14 protein-coding genes are annotated in these 19,978 nt (G+C 63.7%); 13 read left to right on the top strand and 1 reads right to left on the bottom strand.

The features are described from left to right. Window positions 1–37: 37 nt before the first annotated feature. The 7 genes from nusA (at window position 38) to B0T39_RS14160 (ending at window position 9,639) form a co-directional block, all read left to right on the top strand. Window positions 38–1,516, top strand: a complete 1,479-nt coding sequence (gene nusA / locus B0T39_RS14190) for a transcription termination factor NusA (protein WP_081547690.1) — start codon at window positions 38–40, stop codon at window positions 1,514–1,516. A gap of 39 nt (window positions 1,517–1,555) precedes the next feature. Further along, window positions 1,556–4,489 (top strand): translation initiation factor IF-2, encoded by a 2,934-nt coding sequence (gene infB / locus B0T39_RS14185; protein WP_081547688.1) that lies wholly within the window; start codon window positions 1,556–1,558, stop codon window positions 4,487–4,489. A gap of 170 nt (window positions 4,490–4,659) precedes the next feature. Beyond that, window positions 4,660–5,079 carry a 30S ribosome-binding factor RbfA gene (gene rbfA / locus B0T39_RS14180; protein ID WP_081547686.1) on the top strand — a complete coding sequence of 140 codons (420 nt, stop codon included), beginning with the start codon at window positions 4,660–4,662 and terminating at the stop codon, window positions 5,077–5,079. Continuing rightward, window positions 5,076–5,999 (top strand): tRNA pseudouridine(55) synthase TruB, encoded by a 924-nt coding sequence (truB, locus tag B0T39_RS14175; protein ID WP_081547684.1) that lies wholly within the window; start codon window positions 5,076–5,078, stop codon window positions 5,997–5,999. The genes rbfA and truB overlap by 4 nt, the downstream gene beginning before the upstream one ends. Window positions 6,000–6,119: 120 nt before the next feature. Then, on the top strand, window positions 6,120–6,389 hold the full coding sequence (gene rpsO / locus B0T39_RS14170; RefSeq protein WP_019104449.1) for a 30S ribosomal protein S15: 270 nt from the start codon (window positions 6,120–6,122) through the stop codon (window positions 6,387–6,389). Between the two features lie 192 nt (window positions 6,390–6,581). Next, on the top strand, window positions 6,582–8,726 hold the full coding sequence (pnp, locus tag B0T39_RS14165) for a polyribonucleotide nucleotidyltransferase (protein ID WP_081547682.1): 2,145 nt from the start codon (window positions 6,582–6,584) through the stop codon (window positions 8,724–8,726). 211 nt (window positions 8,727–8,937) lie between these two features. Then, window positions 8,938–9,639, top strand: coding sequence for a hypothetical protein (locus B0T39_RS14160; protein WP_141111231.1), 702 nt, complete (start codon window positions 8,938–8,940; stop codon window positions 9,637–9,639). 87 nt (window positions 9,640–9,726) lie between these two features. Here the strand turns inward: B0T39_RS14160 and B0T39_RS14155 are convergent, their stop codons facing one another. Beyond that, window positions 9,727–10,404, bottom strand: a complete 678-nt coding sequence (locus B0T39_RS14155) for a DUF3313 domain-containing protein (RefSeq protein ID WP_081547678.1) — start codon at window positions 10,402–10,404, stop codon at window positions 9,727–9,729. Window positions 10,405–10,699: 295 nt separating this feature from the next. Here B0T39_RS14155 and B0T39_RS14150 point away from each other — a divergent pair, with 295 nt between their 5' ends. The 6 genes from B0T39_RS14150 (at window position 10,700) to astB (ending at window position 19,933) form a co-directional block, all read left to right on the top strand. After that, window positions 10,700–13,321: a family 20 glycosylhydrolase gene (locus B0T39_RS14150; RefSeq protein WP_081547676.1), complete on the top strand. Its 2,622-nt coding sequence runs from the start codon at window positions 10,700–10,702 to the stop codon at window positions 13,319–13,321. Between the two features lie 371 nt (window positions 13,322–13,692). Next, window positions 13,693–14,907 (top strand): aspartate aminotransferase family protein, encoded by a 1,215-nt coding sequence (locus B0T39_RS14145; RefSeq protein ID WP_081547674.1) that lies wholly within the window; start codon window positions 13,693–13,695, stop codon window positions 14,905–14,907. A gap of 160 nt (window positions 14,908–15,067) precedes the next feature. Next, window positions 15,068–16,099, top strand: a complete 1,032-nt coding sequence (aruF, locus tag B0T39_RS14140) for an arginine/ornithine succinyltransferase subunit alpha (protein ID WP_081547672.1) — start codon at window positions 15,068–15,070, stop codon at window positions 16,097–16,099. Further along, entirely contained in the window at window positions 16,096–17,130 is a 1,035-nt protein-coding gene (gene astA / locus B0T39_RS14135) for an arginine N-succinyltransferase (protein ID WP_081547670.1), read from the top strand. The genes aruF and astA overlap by 4 nt, the downstream gene beginning before the upstream one ends. Further along, window positions 17,130–18,590 (top strand): succinylglutamate-semialdehyde dehydrogenase, encoded by a 1,461-nt coding sequence (gene astD / locus B0T39_RS14130; protein ID WP_081547668.1) that lies wholly within the window; start codon window positions 17,130–17,132, stop codon window positions 18,588–18,590. The genes astA and astD overlap by 1 nt, the downstream gene beginning before the upstream one ends. Then, on the top strand, window positions 18,587–19,933 hold the full coding sequence (gene astB / locus B0T39_RS14125) for an N-succinylarginine dihydrolase (protein WP_176219556.1): 1,347 nt from the start codon (window positions 18,587–18,589) through the stop codon (window positions 19,931–19,933). Before astD ends, astB begins: the two co-directional genes overlap by 4 nt. The last annotated feature ends 45 nt before the right edge of the window (window positions 19,934–19,978 follow it).

Genomic DNA, 19,978 nt, shown 5'->3' with positions numbered 1-19,978 from the left:
AAAGCCACGCAAAAGGACAAAAATCGGAGAGGAATGAATGAGTCGCGAGATTTTGTTGCTGGTGGATGCCCTGGCGAGCGAAAAGAATGTCAGCAAGGATGTGGTGTTCTCCGCCCTTGAGATGGCGCTTGCCTCGGCAACCAAGAAAAAGTTTACCGATGACGAGATGGACGTGCGCGTCGAAATCGACCGTCACAGCGGCCAATACCAGACTTTCCGCCGCTGGTTGGTGGTGGAAGACGAGCTGCTGGAATCGGAAAGCAAGGAAATCGGCGTAATCGACGCGCGTGAGCGCGATCCGCGCATCGAAGTGGGCGCGTTCATCGAAGAGCCGATGGAAGCGGTGGAGTTTGGCCGCATCGGCGCTCAAACCGCCAAACAAGTGATCCTGCAACGCATCCGCGACGCTGAGCGCGAGCAGCTGCTGAACGAGTTCCTGCAGCGCCGCGAGCACCTGGTGACCGGCACCATCAAACGCATCGAGCGCGGCAACGCCATCGTCGAATGCGGCAAGCTGGAAGCGGTGCTGCCGCGCGATCAGATGATCCCCAAGGAAAACCTGCGCGTGGGCGACCGCATCAAGGCCTTCCTGTTGCGCATTGATCGTTTGGGGCGCGGCCCGCAGCTGGTGCTGTCGCGGACCTCTCCGGATTTCCTGACCAAGCTGTTCGAGCTGGAAGTGCCGGAAATCGACGAAGGCCTGCTGGAGATCAAGGCCGCTGTGCGCGATGCCGGCATGCGCGCCAAGATCGCCGTCAAAGCCAACGACGCGCGCATCGACCCGCAGGGCACCTGCATCGGCATGCGCGGTTCGCGCGTTCAGTCGGTCAGCCAGGAGCTGGGCGGCGAGCGCATCGACATCGTGTTGTGGGCGCCGGAACCGGCTCAGTTCGTGATCAACGCGCTGTCGCCGGCCGAGGTCAGCCGCATTATGGTGGATGAAGACAACCACAGCATGGACGTGGTGGTGGAAGAGGAACAGCTGGCGCTGGCTATCGGTCGTAGCGGCCAGAACGTCAAGCTGGCCGCCGAATTGACCGGCTGGTACCTCAACATCATGACCGTTGCCGAGGCTGAAGAGAAGCACCAGGCGGAAGACGCCGCCGTGCGGGATCTGTTCGTGAGCGCCCTGGGCGTGAGCGAGGATGTCGCCACCGTACTGGTGCAAGAAGGCTTTGCCGCTTTGGAAGAAGTGGCTTATGTGCCAATTGCGGAAATGCTGGAGATTGAAGGGTTTGATGAGGAGTTGGTCAACGATCTGCGCAGCCGCGCACGTGACGCTCTTTTAACACAGGCTATTGCGTCCGAAGAAAAGGTGGAAAGCGTTTCCGATGGCCTGCGCGATATCGAGGGCCTGGACGCCGAGCTGGTTCGCAAGCTGGCCGAAGGCGGCGTGATCACCCGGGACGACCTGGCCGACCTGGCCGTGGACGATCTGGTGGACATGACCGGCATGGAGGCCGAGACCGCCCGCGCTGTCATCATGAAGGCGCGTGAGCACTGGTTCGACCAGTAAGGCCTGTCCGGAAAGAATTTACAGAATTTGGGAAGACGCATGGTTTTGACAAACGTAAAACAATTTGCCAGTGAGCTGAACCTCACACCGGAACGCCTGCTGGAACAGCTGGGCGCGGCCGGCGTGAGCAAGCGCTCGCCGGATGACGCGCTATCCGCGCAAGACAAGACCCAGCTTCTAGACTATCTGAAGCGTTCCCACGGCGCGCGCGACGAAGAGTCGCGCATCGCCCTGACGCGCAAGTCTACCAGCGAGATCAAGACCGCCGACGGCAGCACCGTCAAGGTGGAGACCCGCAAGAAGCGTTTCGTGGTGCGCCCGGAAGAGGCATCCGCGGCTCAGCCCGCCGCGGCGGAATCCCGCCCGGCCGAGCCGGTGAAGGCGCCGGAACCGGCGCCGGCTCCGGTGGTGGAAGCCAAACCCGAGCCGAAACCGGAAGCCAAGCCCGAGCCTAAGCCGGAAACCGCTCCGAAAGCGGCGGAAGCCAAGCCCGAGTCCAAGCCGGCGGAAGCGCCGCGCCAGGAAGCTGCCAAGCCGGCCGCTCCCAAGCCGGCCGCGCCGGCGCAGCGTCCCACCGTGGCGTCCATCCTGACCCCGGAAGAGATTGCCTCGCGCGAAGCGGAAGAAAAGCGTCAAGCCGCGTTCCGCGCCCGTCAGGAAGCGCTGATGCGCGAGAAGATCGAACGCGAAGAGCGCCGTCAGGCCGCTCGCCAGGCCGCGCTGCAGCCGCCACCGCCGCCACCGGCTCCCGAGCCGGTACGCGCCGCAGAGCCGGCGCGCCGTGACGAACCGCGTCGCGACGACCGTCGTCCGGCAGGCGACAACCGCGGCCCGCGCCCGGCAGGCGACAACCGTGGCCCGCGTCCGGCAGGCGACAACCGCGGCCCGCGCCCGGCAGGCGACAACCGTGGCCCGCGTCCGGCAGGCGACAACCGTGGCCCGCGTCCGGCAGGCGACAACCGCGGTCCGCGTCCGGCTACGGCTGGCGCGCCCGGAGCGCCGGCGGTGCCGGCCACCGTGGCCGGCCGTCCCGATGCCAAGAAGGGTGGCAGCGGTAACAAGAAGGGCGGCGATCGCTGGGATGACAATAAGAAGGGCGGCCGCGGTCTGAGGACCAAGGGCGGCGATGCCGGCAGCGACTGGAAATCCCGCGGCGGCAAGAACCGTCACAAGCAGAACAATCAGCACGCCTTCCAGACGCCGACCGAACCTATCGTGCACGAAGTGCTGGTGCCGGAAACCATTTCCGTCGCCGACTTGGCGCACAAGATGGCCGTCAAGGCCGTTGAGGTGATCAAGGCGCTGATGAAGATGGGCATGATGGTGACCATCAACCAGGTGCTGGACCAGGAAACCGCGATGATCGTGGTGGAAGAAATGGGCCATGTGCCGAAGGCGGCTCAGGCCGACGATCCGGAAGCCTATCTCGAACTGGGCGGCGGCGAAACCGTGGAAGTGGCCGAGTTGCCGCGTTCCCCGGTGGTGACCGTGATGGGTCACGTCGACCACGGCAAGACCTCGCTGCTGGACTACATCCGCCGCGCCAAGGTTGCCGCGGGCGAAGCCGGCGGCATTACCCAGCACATTGGTGCCTACCACGTGGAAACCCCGCGCGGCATGATCACCTTCCTGGATACCCCGGGTCACGAAGCGTTTACCGCGATGCGTGCCCGCGGCGCCAAAGCCACCGACATCGTGGTGCTGGTGGTGGCGGCCGACGACGGCGTGATGCCGCAAACCATCGAAGCCATTCACCATGCCAAAGCGGCCAAGGTGCCGATGGTGGTGGCGGTGAACAAGATCGACAAGCAGGGCGCCAACGTAGAGCGCATCCGCCAGGAACTGGTATCGCATGAAGTGGTGCCGGAAGACTGGGGCGGCGACACTCAGTTCATCGAAGTTTCGGCCAAGATGGGCCTGAACATCGATGCGCTGCTGGAAGCCATCCTGCTGCAAGCCGAAGTGCTGGAACTGAAGGCTCCGGTGGAAGCGCCGGCCAAGGGCATCATCGTCGAGGCTCGCCTCGACAAGGGCCGCGGCCCGGTGGCCACGCTGCTGGTGCAGTCCGGCACCCTGAAGAAGGGCGACGTGATACTGGCTGGCACCGCTTTCGGCCGCGTTCGCGCCATGATGGACGAAAACGGCAAGGCCATCGAATCCGCCGGTCCGGCGATTCCGGTGGAAATCCTGGGCCTGTCCGACGTGCCGCAGGCCGGCGAGGACGCGATGGTGCTGACCGACGAGAAGAAGGCGCGTGAAATCGCCTTGTTCCGCGCCGGCAAGTTCCGCGACGTGCGCCTGGCCAAGCAGCAGGCGGCCAAGCTGGAGAATATGTTCGCGCAGATGGCGGAGGGCGAGGTGCAAACCCTGTCCATCATCATCAAGGCCGATATGCAAGGTTCGTACGAAGCACTGGCCGGCAGCTTGCAAAAGCTGTCCACCGACGAAGTGCGCGTGGGCATCCTGCACTCCGGCGTGGGCGGCATCTCCGAGTCCGACGTCAACCTGGCGATCGCCTCCAAGGCCATCGTGATCGGCTTCAACACCCGTGCCGACGCCGCCGCCCGCAAGCTGGCGGAGAGCGAAGGCGTGGACATCCGCTACTACAACATCATCTATGATGCGGTAGACGAAGTGAAAGCGGCCTTGTCCGGCATGCTGGCTCCGGAGAAGAAAGAACAGATCCTGGGCACGGTGGAAATCCGTCAGGTGATCCCGGTATCCAAGGTGGGCAATATCGCGGGTTGCATGGTGACCGACGGCATGATCAAGCGCACCGCTTCGATCCGTCTGATCCGCAACCACGTGGTGGTGCATACCGGCGAACTGGATTCCTTGAAGCGCTTCAAGGATGACGTGAAGGAAGTGAAGCAGGGCTACGAATGTGGTCTGATGCTGAAAAACTTCAACGACATCCAAGAAGGCGACCAGCTGGAAGCGTTCGAAATCGTGGAAGTGGCGCGCTCTCTGTAAGCGAGACGCCAGGGGCGGGCGCCGGTCTGACCGTGAGGTCGGCGGGCGCTCGCCTTTTTTAATTTTCGCCGCGAAAACCACGAAATGACATGGCGGTTCGGACCGTGCCATTTCGTGGGTTTCGTGGCCTTGAGCGGCGGCGACGCCGTGCAAAGTTGATTGGAAGTGATATGGCAAAAGCCAAAAAAGGTTTCTCCCGTTCCGACCGCATCGCCGAACAGATTCAGCGCGAATTGGCGGAACTGACCCGCAAGGGTTTGAAAGATCCGCGCGCGGGTTGGATCACCATCACCCTGGTGCAAGTGACCCGGGACTACTCGCACGCCAAGGTGTTCTACACCGTGATGGACGAGAAGACCCGCGAAGCGACGCAGGAGGCGCTGGAAAGCTCCGCCGGCTATCTGCGCTCCGAACTGGGCCGCAGCATCAAGATCTTCACCACGCCGCAGTTGCATTTCGTCTACGACGAATCGGTGGAGCGCGGCATGCACATGACCAGCCTGATCAATCAGGTGGCGCGCGAGGACGCCGAAAAATTCGGCGTCCAGGAAGCCCCGTCCGGCGAGGACGGCGCCGAGGGCAAGGAATGAGCAAGCCGCGCAGCAATCGCCGCCCGATAGATGGCGTGCTGCTGATCGACAAGCCCTACGACATCTCCAGCAACGGCGCCTTGCAAAAGGCGCGCTGGCTGTTGAACGCCGCCAAGGCCGGCCATACCGGCGTGCTGGATCCGCTGGCCACCGGCCTGTTGCCGGTATGCCTGGGCGAGGCCACCAAGTTTTCTTCTTATCTGTTGGACGCGGACAAGGGTTATTGCGCCACGGTGAAGTTCGGCGTGGTCACCACTACGGGCGATGTGGAGGGCGAGGTGGTGTCCGAGCGGCCGGTGGCTTTCGACCGCGACGGCTTGTTGGCGGCAATGGCGGGTTTCCGCGGTGAAATCTCCCAGGTGCCGCCGATGTATTCGGCGCTCAAGCATCAGGGCAAGCCCTTGTACGAGTACGCTCGCGCCGGCATCGAGATCGAGCGCGAGGCGCGGCAGGTGCACATCCGCAAGCTGGAGTTGATCAGCCTGGACGGCGACACCGCGGTGATCGAGGTGCTGTGCAGCAAGGGCACGTATATCCGCACCCTGGCCTGCGACATCGGCGAAGCCTTGGGTTGCGGCGCGCATTTGACCGGTTTGCGCCGTACCGCCACCGGTGGTTTTTCGCTGGACGAAGCCTTGCAGTTGGCCGACATCGAGGCGTTGGAAATGCTGCAACGCGAGGCCTTGCTGCTGCCGGCGGACATCCTGGTGCGCCATCTGCCGGAGGCGGAGTTGGCCGCCGACGAGGCCGGTAAATTCATGCATGGGCAGCCCGTGCGTTTTACCGAAAAATGTGCGAAAATGCAGCGTTTCCGGATTTACCGCGAGGTAAGCCGGGAATTTTTGGGGCTGGGCGAGGCGCGCGACGATGGTCGCCTGCATCCGATCCGGCTCCTGGCGAGCAAGGCGGCGACGTCTTGAACGCCGGCGGCCTTAGGGCCGCGACCGGAGTGTTGATGGGTTGTCGAGGTTTCGGCCTTGCTTGCTCGCTGCACTTGTCGGGTTGAAAAACCCCTACTGATAATTTGGAGTTACCCCAAAATGGCAATGACCGCCGCTCAAAAAGCAGACATCGTTAAAGACTTCCAGCGCAGCGAAGGCGACACCGGTTCGTCCGAAGTGCAAGTGGCTCTGTTGACCGCTCGCATCAACGACCTGACCCCGCACTTCAAAGCCAACACCAAGGATCACCACAGCCGTCGTGGTCTGTTGAAGCTGGTTAGCCGTCGTCGTCGTCTGCTGGATTACCTGAAGCGCACCGATGCCGATAGCTATCGCGCATTGATCGCCCGTCTGGGTCTGCGCAAGTAAGGTTGGGTTTTGGAAAAGTCGCAGCGTGCTGCGACTTTTTCATGCCGCATCAAGATCGCGAGCATTACTGCTGTAACAACGGGGGGAGCCTCTAAAAATTCGGATCGGCGCAACAGGTCGGAATTTTTAGGGGTTCCCGTTGTTTTTTTAGCTTGCGATTATTTGTCACACACAAAAGATTAGGGAAACCCTGTGTTCAATAAAATCACTAAGTCTTTCCAATACGGCCGTCACACCGTGACCGTGGAAACCGGCGAAGTCGCGCGTCAAGCGTCCGGCTCCGTCATCGTCTCCGTTGAAGACACCGTAGTGCTGGTATCCGTGGTTGGCGGCAAGAACGTCAAGCCGGGCCAGGACTTCTTCCCGCTGACCGTGGACTATCTGGAGCGCACCTACGCCGCCGGCAAGATCCCGGGCGGCTTTTTCAAGCGCGAAGGCAAGCAGTCCGAGAAGGAAGTGCTGACCAGCCGCCTGATCGATCGTCCGATCCGCCCGCTGTTCCCGGAAGGCTTCTTCCACGACGTGCAAATCGTCGCCACCGTGATGTCGCTGAACCCGGAAGTGGATTCCGACATCCCGGCGATGATCGGCGCTTCCGCCGCTCTGGCCATTTCCGGCCTGCCGTTCGCCGGCCCGATCGGCGCCGCGCGCGTTGGCTACGCCAATGGCGAATACATCCTGAACCCGACCCGCACCGAGTTGGCCGCCTCCGAAATGGACCTGGTGGTTGCCGGTACCGAGCGCGCGGTGCTGATGGTGGAATCCGAAGCCAAGGAGCTGCCGGAAGCCGTGATGCTGGGCGCCGTGGTGTTTGGCCACGAGCAAATGCAAGCCGCGATCAAGGCCATCAACGAACTGGCCGACGAAGTGAATCCGGTGATGTTCGACTGGGCCGCTCCGGTCGCTAATGAAGAGCTGATCGCCCAAGTGCGCGCCATTGCCGGCGAGCAACTGGCCAACGCCTTCCGCCTTCGTCAGAAGCAAGCGCGCACCGTGGCGATCAACGATGCCTGGAACGCGGTCAAGGCCGGCCTGATCAACGAAAATACCGACACCCTGAAGGCCAATGAGATCAAAGGCATCTTCAAGGGTCTGGAAGCCGAAATCGTTCGCGGTCAGATCCTGGCCGGCGAAGCGCGCATCGACGGCCGCGACACCCGCACCGTGCGCCCGATCAGCATCCGCAACAACGTGCTGCCGCGCACCCACGGTTCCGCGCTGTTCACCCGCGGCGAAACCCAAGCCATGGTGGTGACCACCCTGGGCACCAAGCAGGACGAGCAGATCATCGACGCGTTGGCCGGCGAATACACCGAGCGCTTCATGCTGCACTACAACTTCCCGCCGTACTCCACCGGCGAAGCCGGCCGCATGGGCCCGCCGAAGCGCCGCGAAATCGGCCACGGCCGCCTGGCCAAGCGCGCGCTGGTTGCCGTGCTGCCGCCGGAATCCGAGTTTGGTTACTCGATGCGCGTGGTGTCGGAAATCACCGAATCCAACGGTTCCTCGTCGATGGCTTCCGTGTGCGGCGGCTGCCTGTCGCTGCTGTCCGCCGGCGTGCCGCTGAAGGCGCACGTGGCCGGCATCGCCATGGGTCTGATCCTGGAAGGCAACCGCTTCGCGGTGCTGACCGACATCCTGGGCGATGAAGATCACCTGGGCGACATGGACTTCAAAGTCGCCGGTACCGCCGCGGGCGTGACCGCGCTGCAGATGGACATCAAGATCCAGGGCATCACCAAGGAAATCATGCAGGTGGCGTTGGATCAGGCCAAAGAAGGCCGCATGCACATCCTGGGCCTGATGAAGGAAGCCGTGGACGGCCCGCAAGAGCTGTCCGCTCACGCTCCGCGTCTGTACGTGATGAAGATCAACCCGGACAAGATCCGCGAAGTGATCGGCAAGGGCGGCGAAACCATCCGCTCCATCACCAAGGACACCGGCTGCGAGATCAATATCGAGGAAGACGGCACCATTACCATCGCTTCGGTCAGCAACGAAGGCGCGGAAGCTGCCAAGAAGCGCATCGAAGAGATCACTGTTGAAGTGGAAGTGGGCAAGGTGTACGAAGGCACCGTGGTCAAGATCCTCGACAACAACGTAGGCGCCATCGTGTCCATCCTGCCGGGCAAGGATGGTCTGGTCCACATTTCCCAGATCGCCAACGAGCGCATCAAGAATGTGGCCGACTATCTGAAAGAAGGCCAGATCGTGAAGGTCAAGGCCATCGAAATGGACGACCGCGGCCGCATCCGCCTGTCCATCAAGGCCCTGCTGGAAGAAGAAGCGAAAACCGCGCAGGCGACTGCCGATTCCTTCGGTCTGAAAACCCAGTAAGCCAGCCTGAGCGCCGTTCCAATGCGGAGCGGCCGCCGGCTCAAATCACCCCCTGCCAAGGCAGGGGGTTTTTTACGTCCGCTTTTAGCGCTCGCTTATTGCCGTCATGTAGGGTCTTTATGCCTGTCGCGCTTACTTACATGTCTTTTGATTGGAATTTTATGAATGAAAATGACAAAATCAGACGCTTTTGAATATTAGGAGTGGGTTGATGATGAGAAAAATATTGTTTTGCGCCTTGGTGTTCAATCTATTGCTAGCCAATGTCTGTAGCGCCGAAAGTGTGAAAACCCGCTATGGCACGGTTTCTGAAGATGGCGCCGGCCAACTGCACTTAGGCAAGAAACTACTGCATGACGCGGATGATAATAATATTTATCTGCAAGGAAGCTTTCAGCTCAAGGACAAAGATGTGGTCTTGTTCAACAGCCATTGCGGTGGCAGCGGCTGTGTGGAGCAAAGCTTTTATCTGCTGACGGTAAGCAAGGGAGGTGCCAGCAAAAAATTCAAGCTGGGGGATTTCTCCATGGGTGTCGAGGCGACCGCCCGTGTTGAAGGCGAACGTTTGAAAGTGGTTTTCAGTCCGGAGAACGGTAGACAGGAAACCGTGGTTTTTGATGGTGAAAAGCCGGCGAAGACGGTTAAGCGCGTCAAGTCCAAAGCGGAACTTAGCAAGGAGAACTGCCAGTGGGTTTATAAGTACGCCGATTCATGTGTAGACGCCGGTCAAAACGGAAATGATTGTAATGCAAAGCTACGCGATGATTTTCCCGGCTGGAGCGCACGCGGTATCGCCGAGCTTGATGATAGCTACAAGCCAGCAGCATTCGACAAGGCTTGCCGTTCAATGTGTTTGGCCAAGCGCAAGAATATAGGCTTTGATGCTTTTGCCAAGAGCGTGTGCAAATCGTGATGTTCTACAGGACTAGCTTCTAAAGAGAGCTTGGATATAAAAACGCCGGTACCCGTGAAAGGGGCCGGCATTTTTCATGGTCAGCGTTCAGGGCTGGGCGGGCTTGACCGCCATGCCTCGCGCCAGCAGTTTGGCGCTGTCGCGGCACCAGTCGTCGATCAGGTTTTCCAGGCTCTCCAATTTGACTGGTTCGCCGCGCTGGCGGCTCTTGTCGCTCTTGCGCAGATTGACGCTGCCGGCCAGCAGTTTGCCGCTATTGGCGTCTTCCAGTTGCCCCATGCTGGCCACCTTGGTCAGGTAAGGCTCCTTGCCGGCGGCCAGACGGCCCAGATTGAACACCGCCTTGATCGGCAGGATGTCCAGCGGCGCCACGCCCGGCCGTTCCTGGGCCATGCCGGTGACGGCCACGCGCAGGCGGGCGCTGTCTGGCAGCGCCTCGCGGCTGACCGGGATGCCGACCTTATGCAATTCCTCGGTCATCCGTCGCTGAAAATAGGCGGCGATCCGGTTTTCCTCGCCGCTCTGCAGCAATTGCCAATCGCCGTCCGGCTGGTGACGCATGAAATAGAGCGGCTCCACCACGATGGATTTGTAAGCGTTCAGTTGAGCGTCCGGGGCACGGTACAGCCGTTGCGAGGCATCGCGGTCCGCTGCCTTGAACGCGGTGAGCGGCAGGCTGAACAAGGTTTGCGGGTCTGTTGCGTCCTGGGCCAGTGCGGGCAGGGCGGCCAGCAATAGCAGGCCGAGCGATAGAGTCTTGCGCATGATGCGTTCCTGTTGGTATTGAGTGATGGCGCGCCGTCCGCCCGTAGCGGCGGATCCGGCGGCAACCGCGGCTAGACCGTCGGCATGACGCCGGCGTTCCCCGGCTTCACAGATATTTGCATTCCGCCATCATCATGCTAGCAGCCAGCGGCGGGAGAGCGCGATTTTGATCTTGAGCATTGAATACCACATTAATACCAGTTAGCCTGTGCCCACGGTGGCATGCGGATGACGAATGGGAGGCGGGCGGATAAGCTCCGCCGCGCGGCGCGCCACGCAAATCGCAGAGGTGAGCATGAGGACGAAACAACTATTGGCGGCGGGCCTGTTGTCGGCCAGCGCGCTGGCTTGGGCGCAGCCGGATGTCGCGGCGCTGGCGCGGGATCTGTCTCTGGCCGTAGTGGTGGACAGCAATAAGGGGGCGGCCGCCGGCGCGCCCTGCGTGGAGTTGGGCGCGGACTGGGGCAGCTGTTTGAAAGGGAGGCTGATCCTGCACAACCACGGTTCGGCCGCGGTGCCGGCCAAGGATTGGACTTTGTATCTGCACAGCATCCGCCGGCTGCTGCGCGTGGATAGTCTGGACTTCGAATTGAGTCATCTGACCGGCGACCTGTACCGGCTGACCCCCAAGCCCGGCTTCGCCGGCATCGCCGCCGGCGCCAAGTTGGAGCTGCCGCTGGTGGCCGAGTACTGGATGTTGCACAACAGCGACGTGCTGCCGCGGCCTTACCTGGTGGCGGAGGGTCAGGCGCCGGCGGTGCTGGCGCGCAATGACGATGACGACGCCAGCTATTTGCTGCCCTTGCCGGGCGATGAATGGAAGTCGCCGGCAGGGGAGGCGCGGCCCTTGATGGACGCCGCCGAACGCTATAGAGAGTTTGCGCGCCGGGGCCCGCAACTAGCCGCCGCCGACGTGGCCGCGCGGGTGATTCCCGCCGCGCTGCGCGTCAAGCCGGACGGCGGCAAGGCGGCTGTAGGCGGCCTGAGCTGGCGGCTGCCGGTCTTGCCCCCGGACGCGCGCGCAGCGCTGGCGCAGCGCAGCAGTCAACTGGGCCTGGCCGGGCAGGGCCTGCCGGTCAGCGGCGCGGTGGTCAAGGGTTTGCCGGCCGACATCGCCGTCGCCGGCGGCTACCGCCTGCGGGTGGAACATGGCGGCGCACGCATAGACGCGCATGACGCCGCCGGACTGTTTTACGGCGCGCAGACCTTGCTGGGCCTGATCCCGCAGGGCGGGGGAGAGATCCCGACGCTGACGGTGGAAGACGCGCCGCGTTACGGCCATCGCGGTTTCATGGTGGACGTGGCGCGCAATTTTCGTCAGCCGGCCACGCTCAAGCGCTTGATCGAGCAGATGGCCGCCTACAAGCTCAACAAACTGCATTTGCATCTTTCCGACGACGAAGGCTGGCGCTTGCAGATCAACGGCCTGCCGGAATTGACCGAGGTCGGCGCGCGACGCTGCCACGATCTGAACGAGGATCATTGCCTGTTGCCGCAACTGGGCTCTGGTCCGGACAACCGTTCCGGCGGCGGTTATTTGAGCCGCGAGCAGTATGTGGCGCTGCTGCGTTACGCCAAGGCGCGCTTCATCGAGGTGATTCCGGAGATCGACATGCCGGCGCACGCGCGCGCGGCGGTGATGGCGATGGAGCGGCGCTACCGTCATCTCAGCCAGTTGGGCCAGCCGGAGGCGGCTTCGGCCTACCGGTTGATCGATCCGCAAGACCGCTCCAATACCTTGTCGGTGCAATTCTACGACCGCCACACCTATGTCAATCCCTGCGTGCCCGGCGTGCCGCGCTTCGTTGATAAAGTGGTGTCGGAAGTGGCCGCCATGCACCGCGAGGCCGGCGCGCCGCTCGCCGCTTGGCATTTCGGCGGCGACGAGGCCAAGAATATCCTGTTGGGCGGCGGCTTCCAGGACCTGTCCGGCAAGGAGGCCGGCAAGGGCAAGATTAAGCTGGCGGAACAGGACAAGCCTTGGGAGCGCTCGCCGGCCTGCCGCGCCTTGTTGGCGGGGCAGCCGGGGAAAACCGTCGCCGACCTGCCCTTGCAGTTTGCCGAAGACGTCAGCCGCATCCTGGCGCGGCGCGGCATCGCCACGATGGGCGCTTGGCAGGATGGTTTGAAGGGGGCTAAATCGCCCAAGGACTTTGCCACGGCCAAGGTGATGGTGACCGAGTGGGACACCTTGTTCTGGGGCGCGGCCAAGGAAGCGCACGAGTTCGCCAACAAGGGTTTCCAGACCGTGCTGGCGATGCCGGATTATTTGTACTTCGACTTCCCCTATGAGCTTAACCCCAAGGAGCGCGGCTATTACTGGGCCTCGCGCGCTACCGACAGCTATAAGGTGTTCAGCTTCGCGCCGGACAATCTGCCGCAGAACGCCGAGGTGATGACGGACCGCCAGGGCAAGGCCTTCGAAGTGCCCAGCGAGGCCGCGCCGGCGCGCTTCGCCGGCATACAGGGCCAGGCCTGGAGCGAGGTGATGCGCAGCGACGCCCAGTTTGAATACATGGCCTATCCGCGCTTGCTGGCGCTGGCCGAGCGCGCCTGGCACCGCGCCGGCTGGGAGCGGCCTTATCGCCAGGGCGAGCGTTATCAGCTAGGCGTCAGCCATTTGGTGGACCGCGCGGCCTTGAACCGGGACTGGCAGCAGTTCGCCGCGGTGCTGGGCTGGCGCGAGGCGGCCAAACTGGAAGGCGCCGGCGTCGGCCTGCGCATCGCGCCGCCGGGCCTGGCGAGCGGGGCGGCCGGGGTGTTGACGGAATTCCCCGGCCAGCCGTTGCAGTTCTCGCCGGACGGGCGCAACTGGACGCCGTATCGGCCGGGCCAGGGCGCGGAAGCGCCTTATTGGCGCGGCGTCAGCGGCGACGGCGCACGCTTTAGTCGACAGGAGGCGCGCGGCGGCGACTGAGCGCCGATGCGGGCAAGGCAAGGACGCCCGGGCCGCTGGCCTGGGCGTTTTTCATTGCGAATAGGCGCTTAGGCGTTGATTAAGGCAATAATGTTGATCTATCTTGCTCATCCCGCAGCGGGCCGGAGGGCGGCGTTTACAGCAGGACTGGACACAGTTTCCCTCTGTAATGGATGTTGTCGGACAAAATTTATTGCGCTGTATCAAGGAATGTATACGGCGGTGTCGCAAACCGGATATGGATTTGCGACGGGCTTACCTTAGAATCATTGAAACTTCATGAAATCGTCGATAAAGCCGGCATCACGACCGGCTCAGGATTTCATGAGACGGATAAGAAACAACGATAGAGCAGGAAGGGAACCATCAAGATGAGCAATACTGTAACGCGCGCCGATTTCGACCAAGTCATGGTCCCCAATTACGGCCCGGCCGGCTTCATCCCGGTCAAGGGCCTGGGCTCCCGCGTATGGGACCAGAGCGGCCGCGAATTCATCGATTTCGCCGGCGGCATCGCCGTCAACTCGCTGGGCCATTGCCACCCGCAGCTGGTGGCGGCTTTGACCGAGCAAGCTTCCAAGCTGTGGCACGTGTCCAATGTGTTCACCAACGAGCCGGCTTTGAAGCTGGGCAAGCTGCTGACCGAGACCACCTTCGCCGAGCGCGTGTTCTTCTGCAACTCCGGCGCGGAAGCCAATGAAGCCGCCTTCAAGCTGGCGCGCAAATACGGTTCCGATCACTTCGGCCCGGAAAAGAACCAGATCCTGGCCTGCAAGAACTCCTTCCACGGCCGCACCTTGTTCACCGTCAGCGTCGGCGGCCAGCCCAAGTACACCGAAGGCTTCGGCCCGGTGCCGGGCGGCATCGCCCACTTCGAATACAACGATATCGAATCGCTGAGGGCGGCCATCTCCGACCAGACCTGTGCGGTGGTGATCGAACCCATCCAGGGCGAGGGCGGCGTGATGCCGGCCGACAAGGCCTTCCTGGAAGCCGCGCGCCAGTTGTGCGATCAGTACAATGCGCTCTTGGTGTTCGACGAAGTGCAAAGCGGCGTGGGCCGCACCGGCTCGCTGTTCGCCTACCAGGAATACGGCGTGACCCCGGACATCCTCAGCTCCGCCAAGGGCATTGGCGGCGGTTTCCCGATCGGCGCGATGCTGACCACCGAGAAAGTGGCCAAGAGCTTCGGCATCGGCACCCACGGCTCCACCTACGGCGGCAACCCGCTGGCTTGCGCGGTGGCGTACAAGGTGCTGGAACTGGTCAAGGAACCGGCGGTGCTGGACGGCGTGCGCGCCAAGCACCAGCGCTTCGTCGACGGCCTGAACGCGATCAACGCCAAATACCAGGTGTTCAAGACCGTGCGCGGCATGGGCCTGCTGTTGGGCTGCGTGCTGACCGACGCTTACGCCGGCCGCGCCAAGGAGTTTCTGAAAGCCGCTGAAAAGCAGGGGCTGATGTTGCTGGTGGCCGGCTTGAGCGTGGTGCGCCTGGCGCCGTCGCTGGTGATCGAGGATCAGGACATCGACGAAGGCTTGGCGCGTTTTGAAGCGGCCATCGCCGAACTGACTTCAGCTCAATAAGGGCCTCGCTGCACCGATTCCGGGCGGCCGCCGGCCGCCCTTGCTCCAGACACAATACCGTTATCCGCCCACGTTCCTGCCCCCGGCAGGCGCGCGGGTGATGCTGCGCCGCGGTCCCGCCACGGTCCGGCCGGATTTCAGCGATTAGGGGAGATGTCCCATGCTTACCGTGCGTCCCGTCCGCACTGCCGATCTGCCCGCCATCGAACGCATGGCGGTGGCCAGCGGCATCGGCGTCACCAGCTTGCCCAACAACCGGGAAAAGCTGTTCGAACGCATTCAACAGTCTGTGTCCGCCTTCGAACACGAAGCCATCGGCGATTCAGGCTGCGAATACTATATGTTCGTGCTGGAGGAAGGCGGCCAGGTGCTGGGCACCGCGTCGATCAACGCTTCCGCCGGTTTCGACGAGCCCTTCTACAGCTACCGCAGCGAAATCTTCGTGCACGCCTCGCGCGCGCTGAAGGTCAACAACCGCGTGCACGTGCTGAATATGTGCCATGACCTGACTGGCATGGTGCAGCTGTGCGGCTTCTACGTGGATGGCCATCTGGAGCCCTTGGCCGCCGAGCTGTTGTCGCGCGCCCGGCTGCTCTTCATCGCCAGCAAGCGCGAGCGCTTCGGCCGCCGCGTGATCGCGGAGATGCAGGGCATTCACGACGACGCCGGCCAGTCGCCGTTCTGGAACGCCATCGGCCGCCGCTTCTTCAATATGGATTTCCTGCAGGTGGAGCAGGCTTTCGTCAGCCACAGCAAGACCTTCATCGCCGAACTGATGCCCAGCTACCCTATCTACGTGCCGCTGTTGCCGGACGAGGCGCAGCACGCCATCGGCCAGATCCACGCCAGTTTCGAGCGCTCTTGCCAACTGCTGTGCAACGAGGGCTTCGAGGCCGACAACTACATCGACATCTTCGACGGCGGCGCGGTGCTCACCGCCGAAGTGGACCGGCTGAGAACGCTGGAAACCAGCCGTTGTTATCCGGTGGAAGTGCTGGCCAGCCTGCCGGAGCAGGCGCAGCCGCAGCTGTTGAGCAATCTCGAATCCAGCGAGTTCGCCGCCGCGGTGTGTCGCGTGGCGGTGGTGGACGGCGTGGCCTTCATCAATCCCGACGCCGCCCGCGCGCTGGGCCTCGCCAGCGGCGGCCAGGTTCAAGTGGCCGGTTTGCAGCAGAAGGAGTCCGCAGCATGATGTTCATCCGCCCCGTAGCCCACAAGGACCTGGACGGCCTGATGAATCTGGCGCGCAGCGCTGGCGTCGGCCTGACCTCGCTGCCGGTCAACGAAGAGCGGTTGTCGCGCCGCATCGCCCGCTCGGTGCTGTCTTTCGCCAGCGAGCTGGACAAGGCCGATCAAGGCTATGTCTTCGTGATGGAAGACGGCGCCACCGGCGCCATCGCCGGCATCTGCGCGCTGGAGGCCGCGGTGGGCCTGAAGGAGCCGTGGTACAACTACCGCGTCGGCACCATCGTCCACGCCTCGGAGGAGCTGGGCGTCTACTCGCGCCACGACACCCTGTTCCTGTCCAACGACCACACCGGCCATTCCGAGCTGTGCACGCTGTTCCTGCACCCGGACTACCGCGCCAACCGCAACGGCGGCCTGCTGTCCAAGAGCCGCTTCCTGTTCCTGGCCCAGTTCCCGCAGCTGTTCGGCAAGCTGGTGGTGGCCGAGATGCGCGGCGTGTCCGACGAGGCCGGCCGCTCGCCGTTCTGGGAAGGTTTGGGCCGCCATTTCTTCTCCATCGACTTCGCCCACGCCGATTACCTGACCGGCGTCGGCCAGAAGGCCTTCGTCGCCGAGCTGATGCCCAAGCACCCGGTCTACATCGACTTCCTGCCGCCGGAGGCGCAGGCGGTGATCGGCCAGACTCACGAAAACACCCGCCCAGCGGTGGCGATGCTGGAATCCGAAGGCTTCCGCTACGAGGGCTATGTCGACATCTTCGACGCCGGCCCGACGGTGCAGACCTATACCAGCGAAATCCGCGCGGTGAAGGAAAGCGCGACGGTTGCGGCGCGCCTGGCGGACCCGCTGCCGGAAGGCGACAAGAACTTCTACCTGGTGTCCAACGACTCGCTGGCCGGCTTCCGCGTCATCCTGGCCGAGACGCTGGCGCCCACCCATGAAATCCTGCTGACGCCGGAACAGGCGCAAGCGCTGAACGTGGAAGAGGGCGGCCATCTGCGCTGCGTCGCGCTCTATCCCAAGGAGAATGCATAGTGAGCAGCTTATTCATCAATGGACAATGGCTGGAAGGCGCCGGCGCGGCGCTGAACAAAACCAATCCGGCCGATAATAGCCCGCTGTGGCAGGGCCGCGCGGCCGACGCCGCCCAGGTGGACGCCGCCGTGGCCGCCGGCCGCGCCGCGTTCAAGCACTGGGCGCGCACGCCGCTGGATGCGCGGGTTGCGGTGGCCAAGCGCTTCGGCGAACTCCTGAGCGCCAACAAGGACGCGCTGGCCCGCGTCATCGCCCAGGAAACCGGCAAGCCCTTGTGGGAGGCGCTGACCGAAGTGACCACCATGGTCAACAAGGTGGACATCTCGCTGAAGTCCTACCACGAGCGCACCGGCGAACGCGCCGCCGCCATGGGCGACGCCCAGGCGGTGCTGCGCCACAAGCCACACGGCGTGGTGGCGGTGTTCGGCCCTTATAACTTTCCCGGCCACCTGCCCAACGGCCACATCGTGCCGGCGCTCTTGGCCGGCAACGCGGTGATCTTCAAGCCGTCCGAACTGACGCCGTGGACGGCACAGGAAACGGTGCGCTTGTGGGCCGAAGCCGGCCTGCCGGCCGGCGTGATCGCGCTGCTGCAAGGCGCGCGCGACACCGGCGCGGCCCTGGCCGGCCACGCCGGCATCGACGGCCTGTTCTTTACCGGCAGCTCCGCCACCGGCGCGCTGCTGCACAAGAACTTCGCCGGCCATCCGGACAAGATCCTGGCGCTGGAAATGGGCGGCAACAACCCGCTGATCGTGGAAGGCGTCCAGGACATCGACGCCGCCGTCCACCACATCGTTCAGTCCGCCTTCGTCTCCGCCGGCCAGCGCTGCACTTGCGCGCGCCGGCTGCTGGTGCCGCAAGGCGCCTGGGGCGACGCGCTGCTGGCGCGGCTGGTGGAGGTGGCGGCCAAGCTGCGCGTCGGCAAATACGACGCCGAGCCGGCGCCCTTCATGGGCGCGGTGATCTCCAGCGCCGCCGCCGAGGCGCTGTTGCAGGCCCAGGCCGCGATGCTGGCCGCCGGCGGCAAGGCGCTGCTGGAAATGCGCCGGCTGACGCCGGACGCGGCGCTGCTGAGCCCGGGCATCATCGACACCACCGCCGCCGCGCGTCCGGACGAGGAATACTTCGGCCCGCTGCTGCAAGTGATACGCTACGCCGATTTCGATCAAGCCATCGCCATCGCCAACGACACCCGCTTCGGCCTGGCCGGCGGCGTGTTGTCCGACGAGCGCGCGTTGTACGAGCGTTATCTGCTGGAAAGCCGCGCCGGCGTGGTGAACTGGAACAAGCCCTTGACCGGCGCGTCCAGCGCCGCGCCCTTCGGCGGCGTAGGCGCCTCCGGCAACCATCGCGCCAGCGCCTATTACGCCGCCGATTACTGCGCCTATCCGGTGGCCTCGCTGGAATGCGACAGCCTGACCGTGCCGGCCCAACTCTCGCCGGGGATCACGCTGTGAACGCCTATGAAGTGAATTTCGACGGCCTGGTGGGCCCGACGCACAACTACAGCGGCCTGTCCTTCGGCAATGTGGCGTCCACCAGCAATGTCAGCGCCGCGTCCAATCCCAAGCTGGCCGCCAAGCAGGGCCTGGCCAAGATGAAGGCCTTGCACGACCTGGGCTTCAAGCAGGGCGTGTTGGCCCCGCACGAGCGTCCGGACGTGGCCAGCCTGCGTCTGCTGGGCTTTGGCGGCAGCGACGCCGAGGTGGTGGCGCGCGCCGCCAAGGAAGCGCCGGCCATCCTGGCCGCGGCCTGCTCGGCCTCCTGCATGTGGACGGCCAATGCCGCCACCGTCAGCCCGTCCGGCGACACCGCCGACGGCCGCGTGCATTTCACCCCGGCCAATTTGAACAATAAATTCCACCGTTCGATCGAGCATCCGACCACGGGCCGGCTGCTGCGGGCGATGTTCGCCGACGAGTCCCGCTTCGCCGTGCATCCGGCGCTGCCGGCGCAGATGCACTTCGGCGACGAGGGCGCGGCCAACCACACCCGTTTCTGCGCCGAGTACGACGGCGCGGGGGTGGAGTTCTTCGTGTTCGGCGCGGCGGCTTTCGATGCCCGTTATCCCAAGCCGGCCAAGTTCCCGGCGCGCCAGACCCTGGAAGCCTGCCAGGCGGTGGCGCGCTTGCACGGCTTGAGTGCGGAGCGCGTGGTCTACGCGCAGCAGGACCCGGACACCATAGACGCCGGCGTGTTCCACAACGACGTGATCTCGGTGGGCAACCGTCAGGTGCTGTTCCACCACGAGAAATCCTTCCTCGATCAGCACAAGGTGCTGGCCGAGCTGAGCGCCAAGCTGGCGGCTGTCGGCGGCGACTTTGTCTCGGTGGAGGTGCCGGCTGCGGAGGTCAGCGTCGAGGAGGCGGTGAAGAGTTATCTGTTCAACAGCCAGCTGTTGTCCAAGCCGGACGGCAAGATGATCATCGTGGTGCCGGAGGAGTGCCGTAATCAGCCGCGCGTCTGGACCTACCTTGGCAAGCTGGCCGCCGGCGGCGGCCCCATCGACGAGGTCAAGGTGTTCGACCTCAAGCAGAGCATGCAGAACGGCGGCGGCCCCGCCTGCCTGCGGCTGCGCGTGGCGCTGTCCTCGGCGGAGATCGCCGCGGTCAACCCCAAGGTGCTGATGAGCGACGCGTTGTTCTCCACGCTCAACGGCTGGGTGGAGCGTCACTACCGCGACCGCCTGAGCAGCGATGACCTGGCCGATCCGCAGCTGCTGATCGAAAGCCGAACCGCCTTGGACGAGTTAAGCGGCATCCTGGGCTTGGGTTCGGTGTATCCCTTCCAGCTGGCTTGAGCCAGTATCGCGGCTCTCTGATTACAAGTCAGGTGCTCTAGCAAA

Source organism: Chromobacterium haemolyticum (assembly GCF_002081825.1).
GTDB lineage: Bacteria > Pseudomonadota > Gammaproteobacteria > Burkholderiales > Chromobacteriaceae > Chromobacterium > Chromobacterium fluminis.
This window is presented reverse-complemented; position numbering and strand designations above follow the sequence as displayed.

What these genes read in the sequence shown, in the direction of transcription:
- infB (WP_081547688.1), top strand. Translation starts at nt 1,556, where the DNA reads ATGGTTTTGACAAACGTAAAACAATTTGCCAGTGAGCTGAACCTCACA.
- B0T39_RS14145 (WP_081547674.1), top strand. Translation starts at nt 13,693, where the DNA reads ATGAGCAATACTGTAACGCGCGCCGATTTCGACCAAGTCATGGTCCCC.
- rpsO (WP_019104449.1), top strand. Translation starts at nt 6,120, where the DNA reads ATGGCAATGACCGCCGCTCAAAAAGCAGACATCGTTAAAGACTTCCAG.
- B0T39_RS14160 (WP_141111231.1), top strand. Translation starts at nt 8,938, where the DNA reads ATGATGAGAAAAATATTGTTTTGCGCCTTGGTGTTCAATCTATTGCTA.
- nusA (WP_081547690.1), top strand. Translation starts at nt 38, where the DNA reads ATGAGTCGCGAGATTTTGTTGCTGGTGGATGCCCTGGCGAGCGAAAAG.
- astA (WP_081547670.1), top strand. Translation starts at nt 16,096, where the DNA reads ATGATGTTCATCCGCCCCGTAGCCCACAAGGACCTGGACGGCCTGATG.
- rbfA (WP_081547686.1), top strand. Translation starts at nt 4,660, where the DNA reads ATGGCAAAAGCCAAAAAAGGTTTCTCCCGTTCCGACCGCATCGCCGAA.
- B0T39_RS14155 (WP_081547678.1), bottom strand. Translation starts at nt 10,404, where the DNA reads ATGCGCAAGACTCTATCGCTCGGCCTGCTATTGCTGGCCGCCCTGCCC.
- truB (WP_081547684.1), top strand. Translation starts at nt 5,076, where the DNA reads ATGAGCAAGCCGCGCAGCAATCGCCGCCCGATAGATGGCGTGCTGCTG.
- B0T39_RS14150 (WP_081547676.1), top strand. Translation starts at nt 10,700, where the DNA reads ATGAGGACGAAACAACTATTGGCGGCGGGCCTGTTGTCGGCCAGCGCG.
- aruF (WP_081547672.1), top strand. Translation starts at nt 15,068, where the DNA reads ATGCTTACCGTGCGTCCCGTCCGCACTGCCGATCTGCCCGCCATCGAA.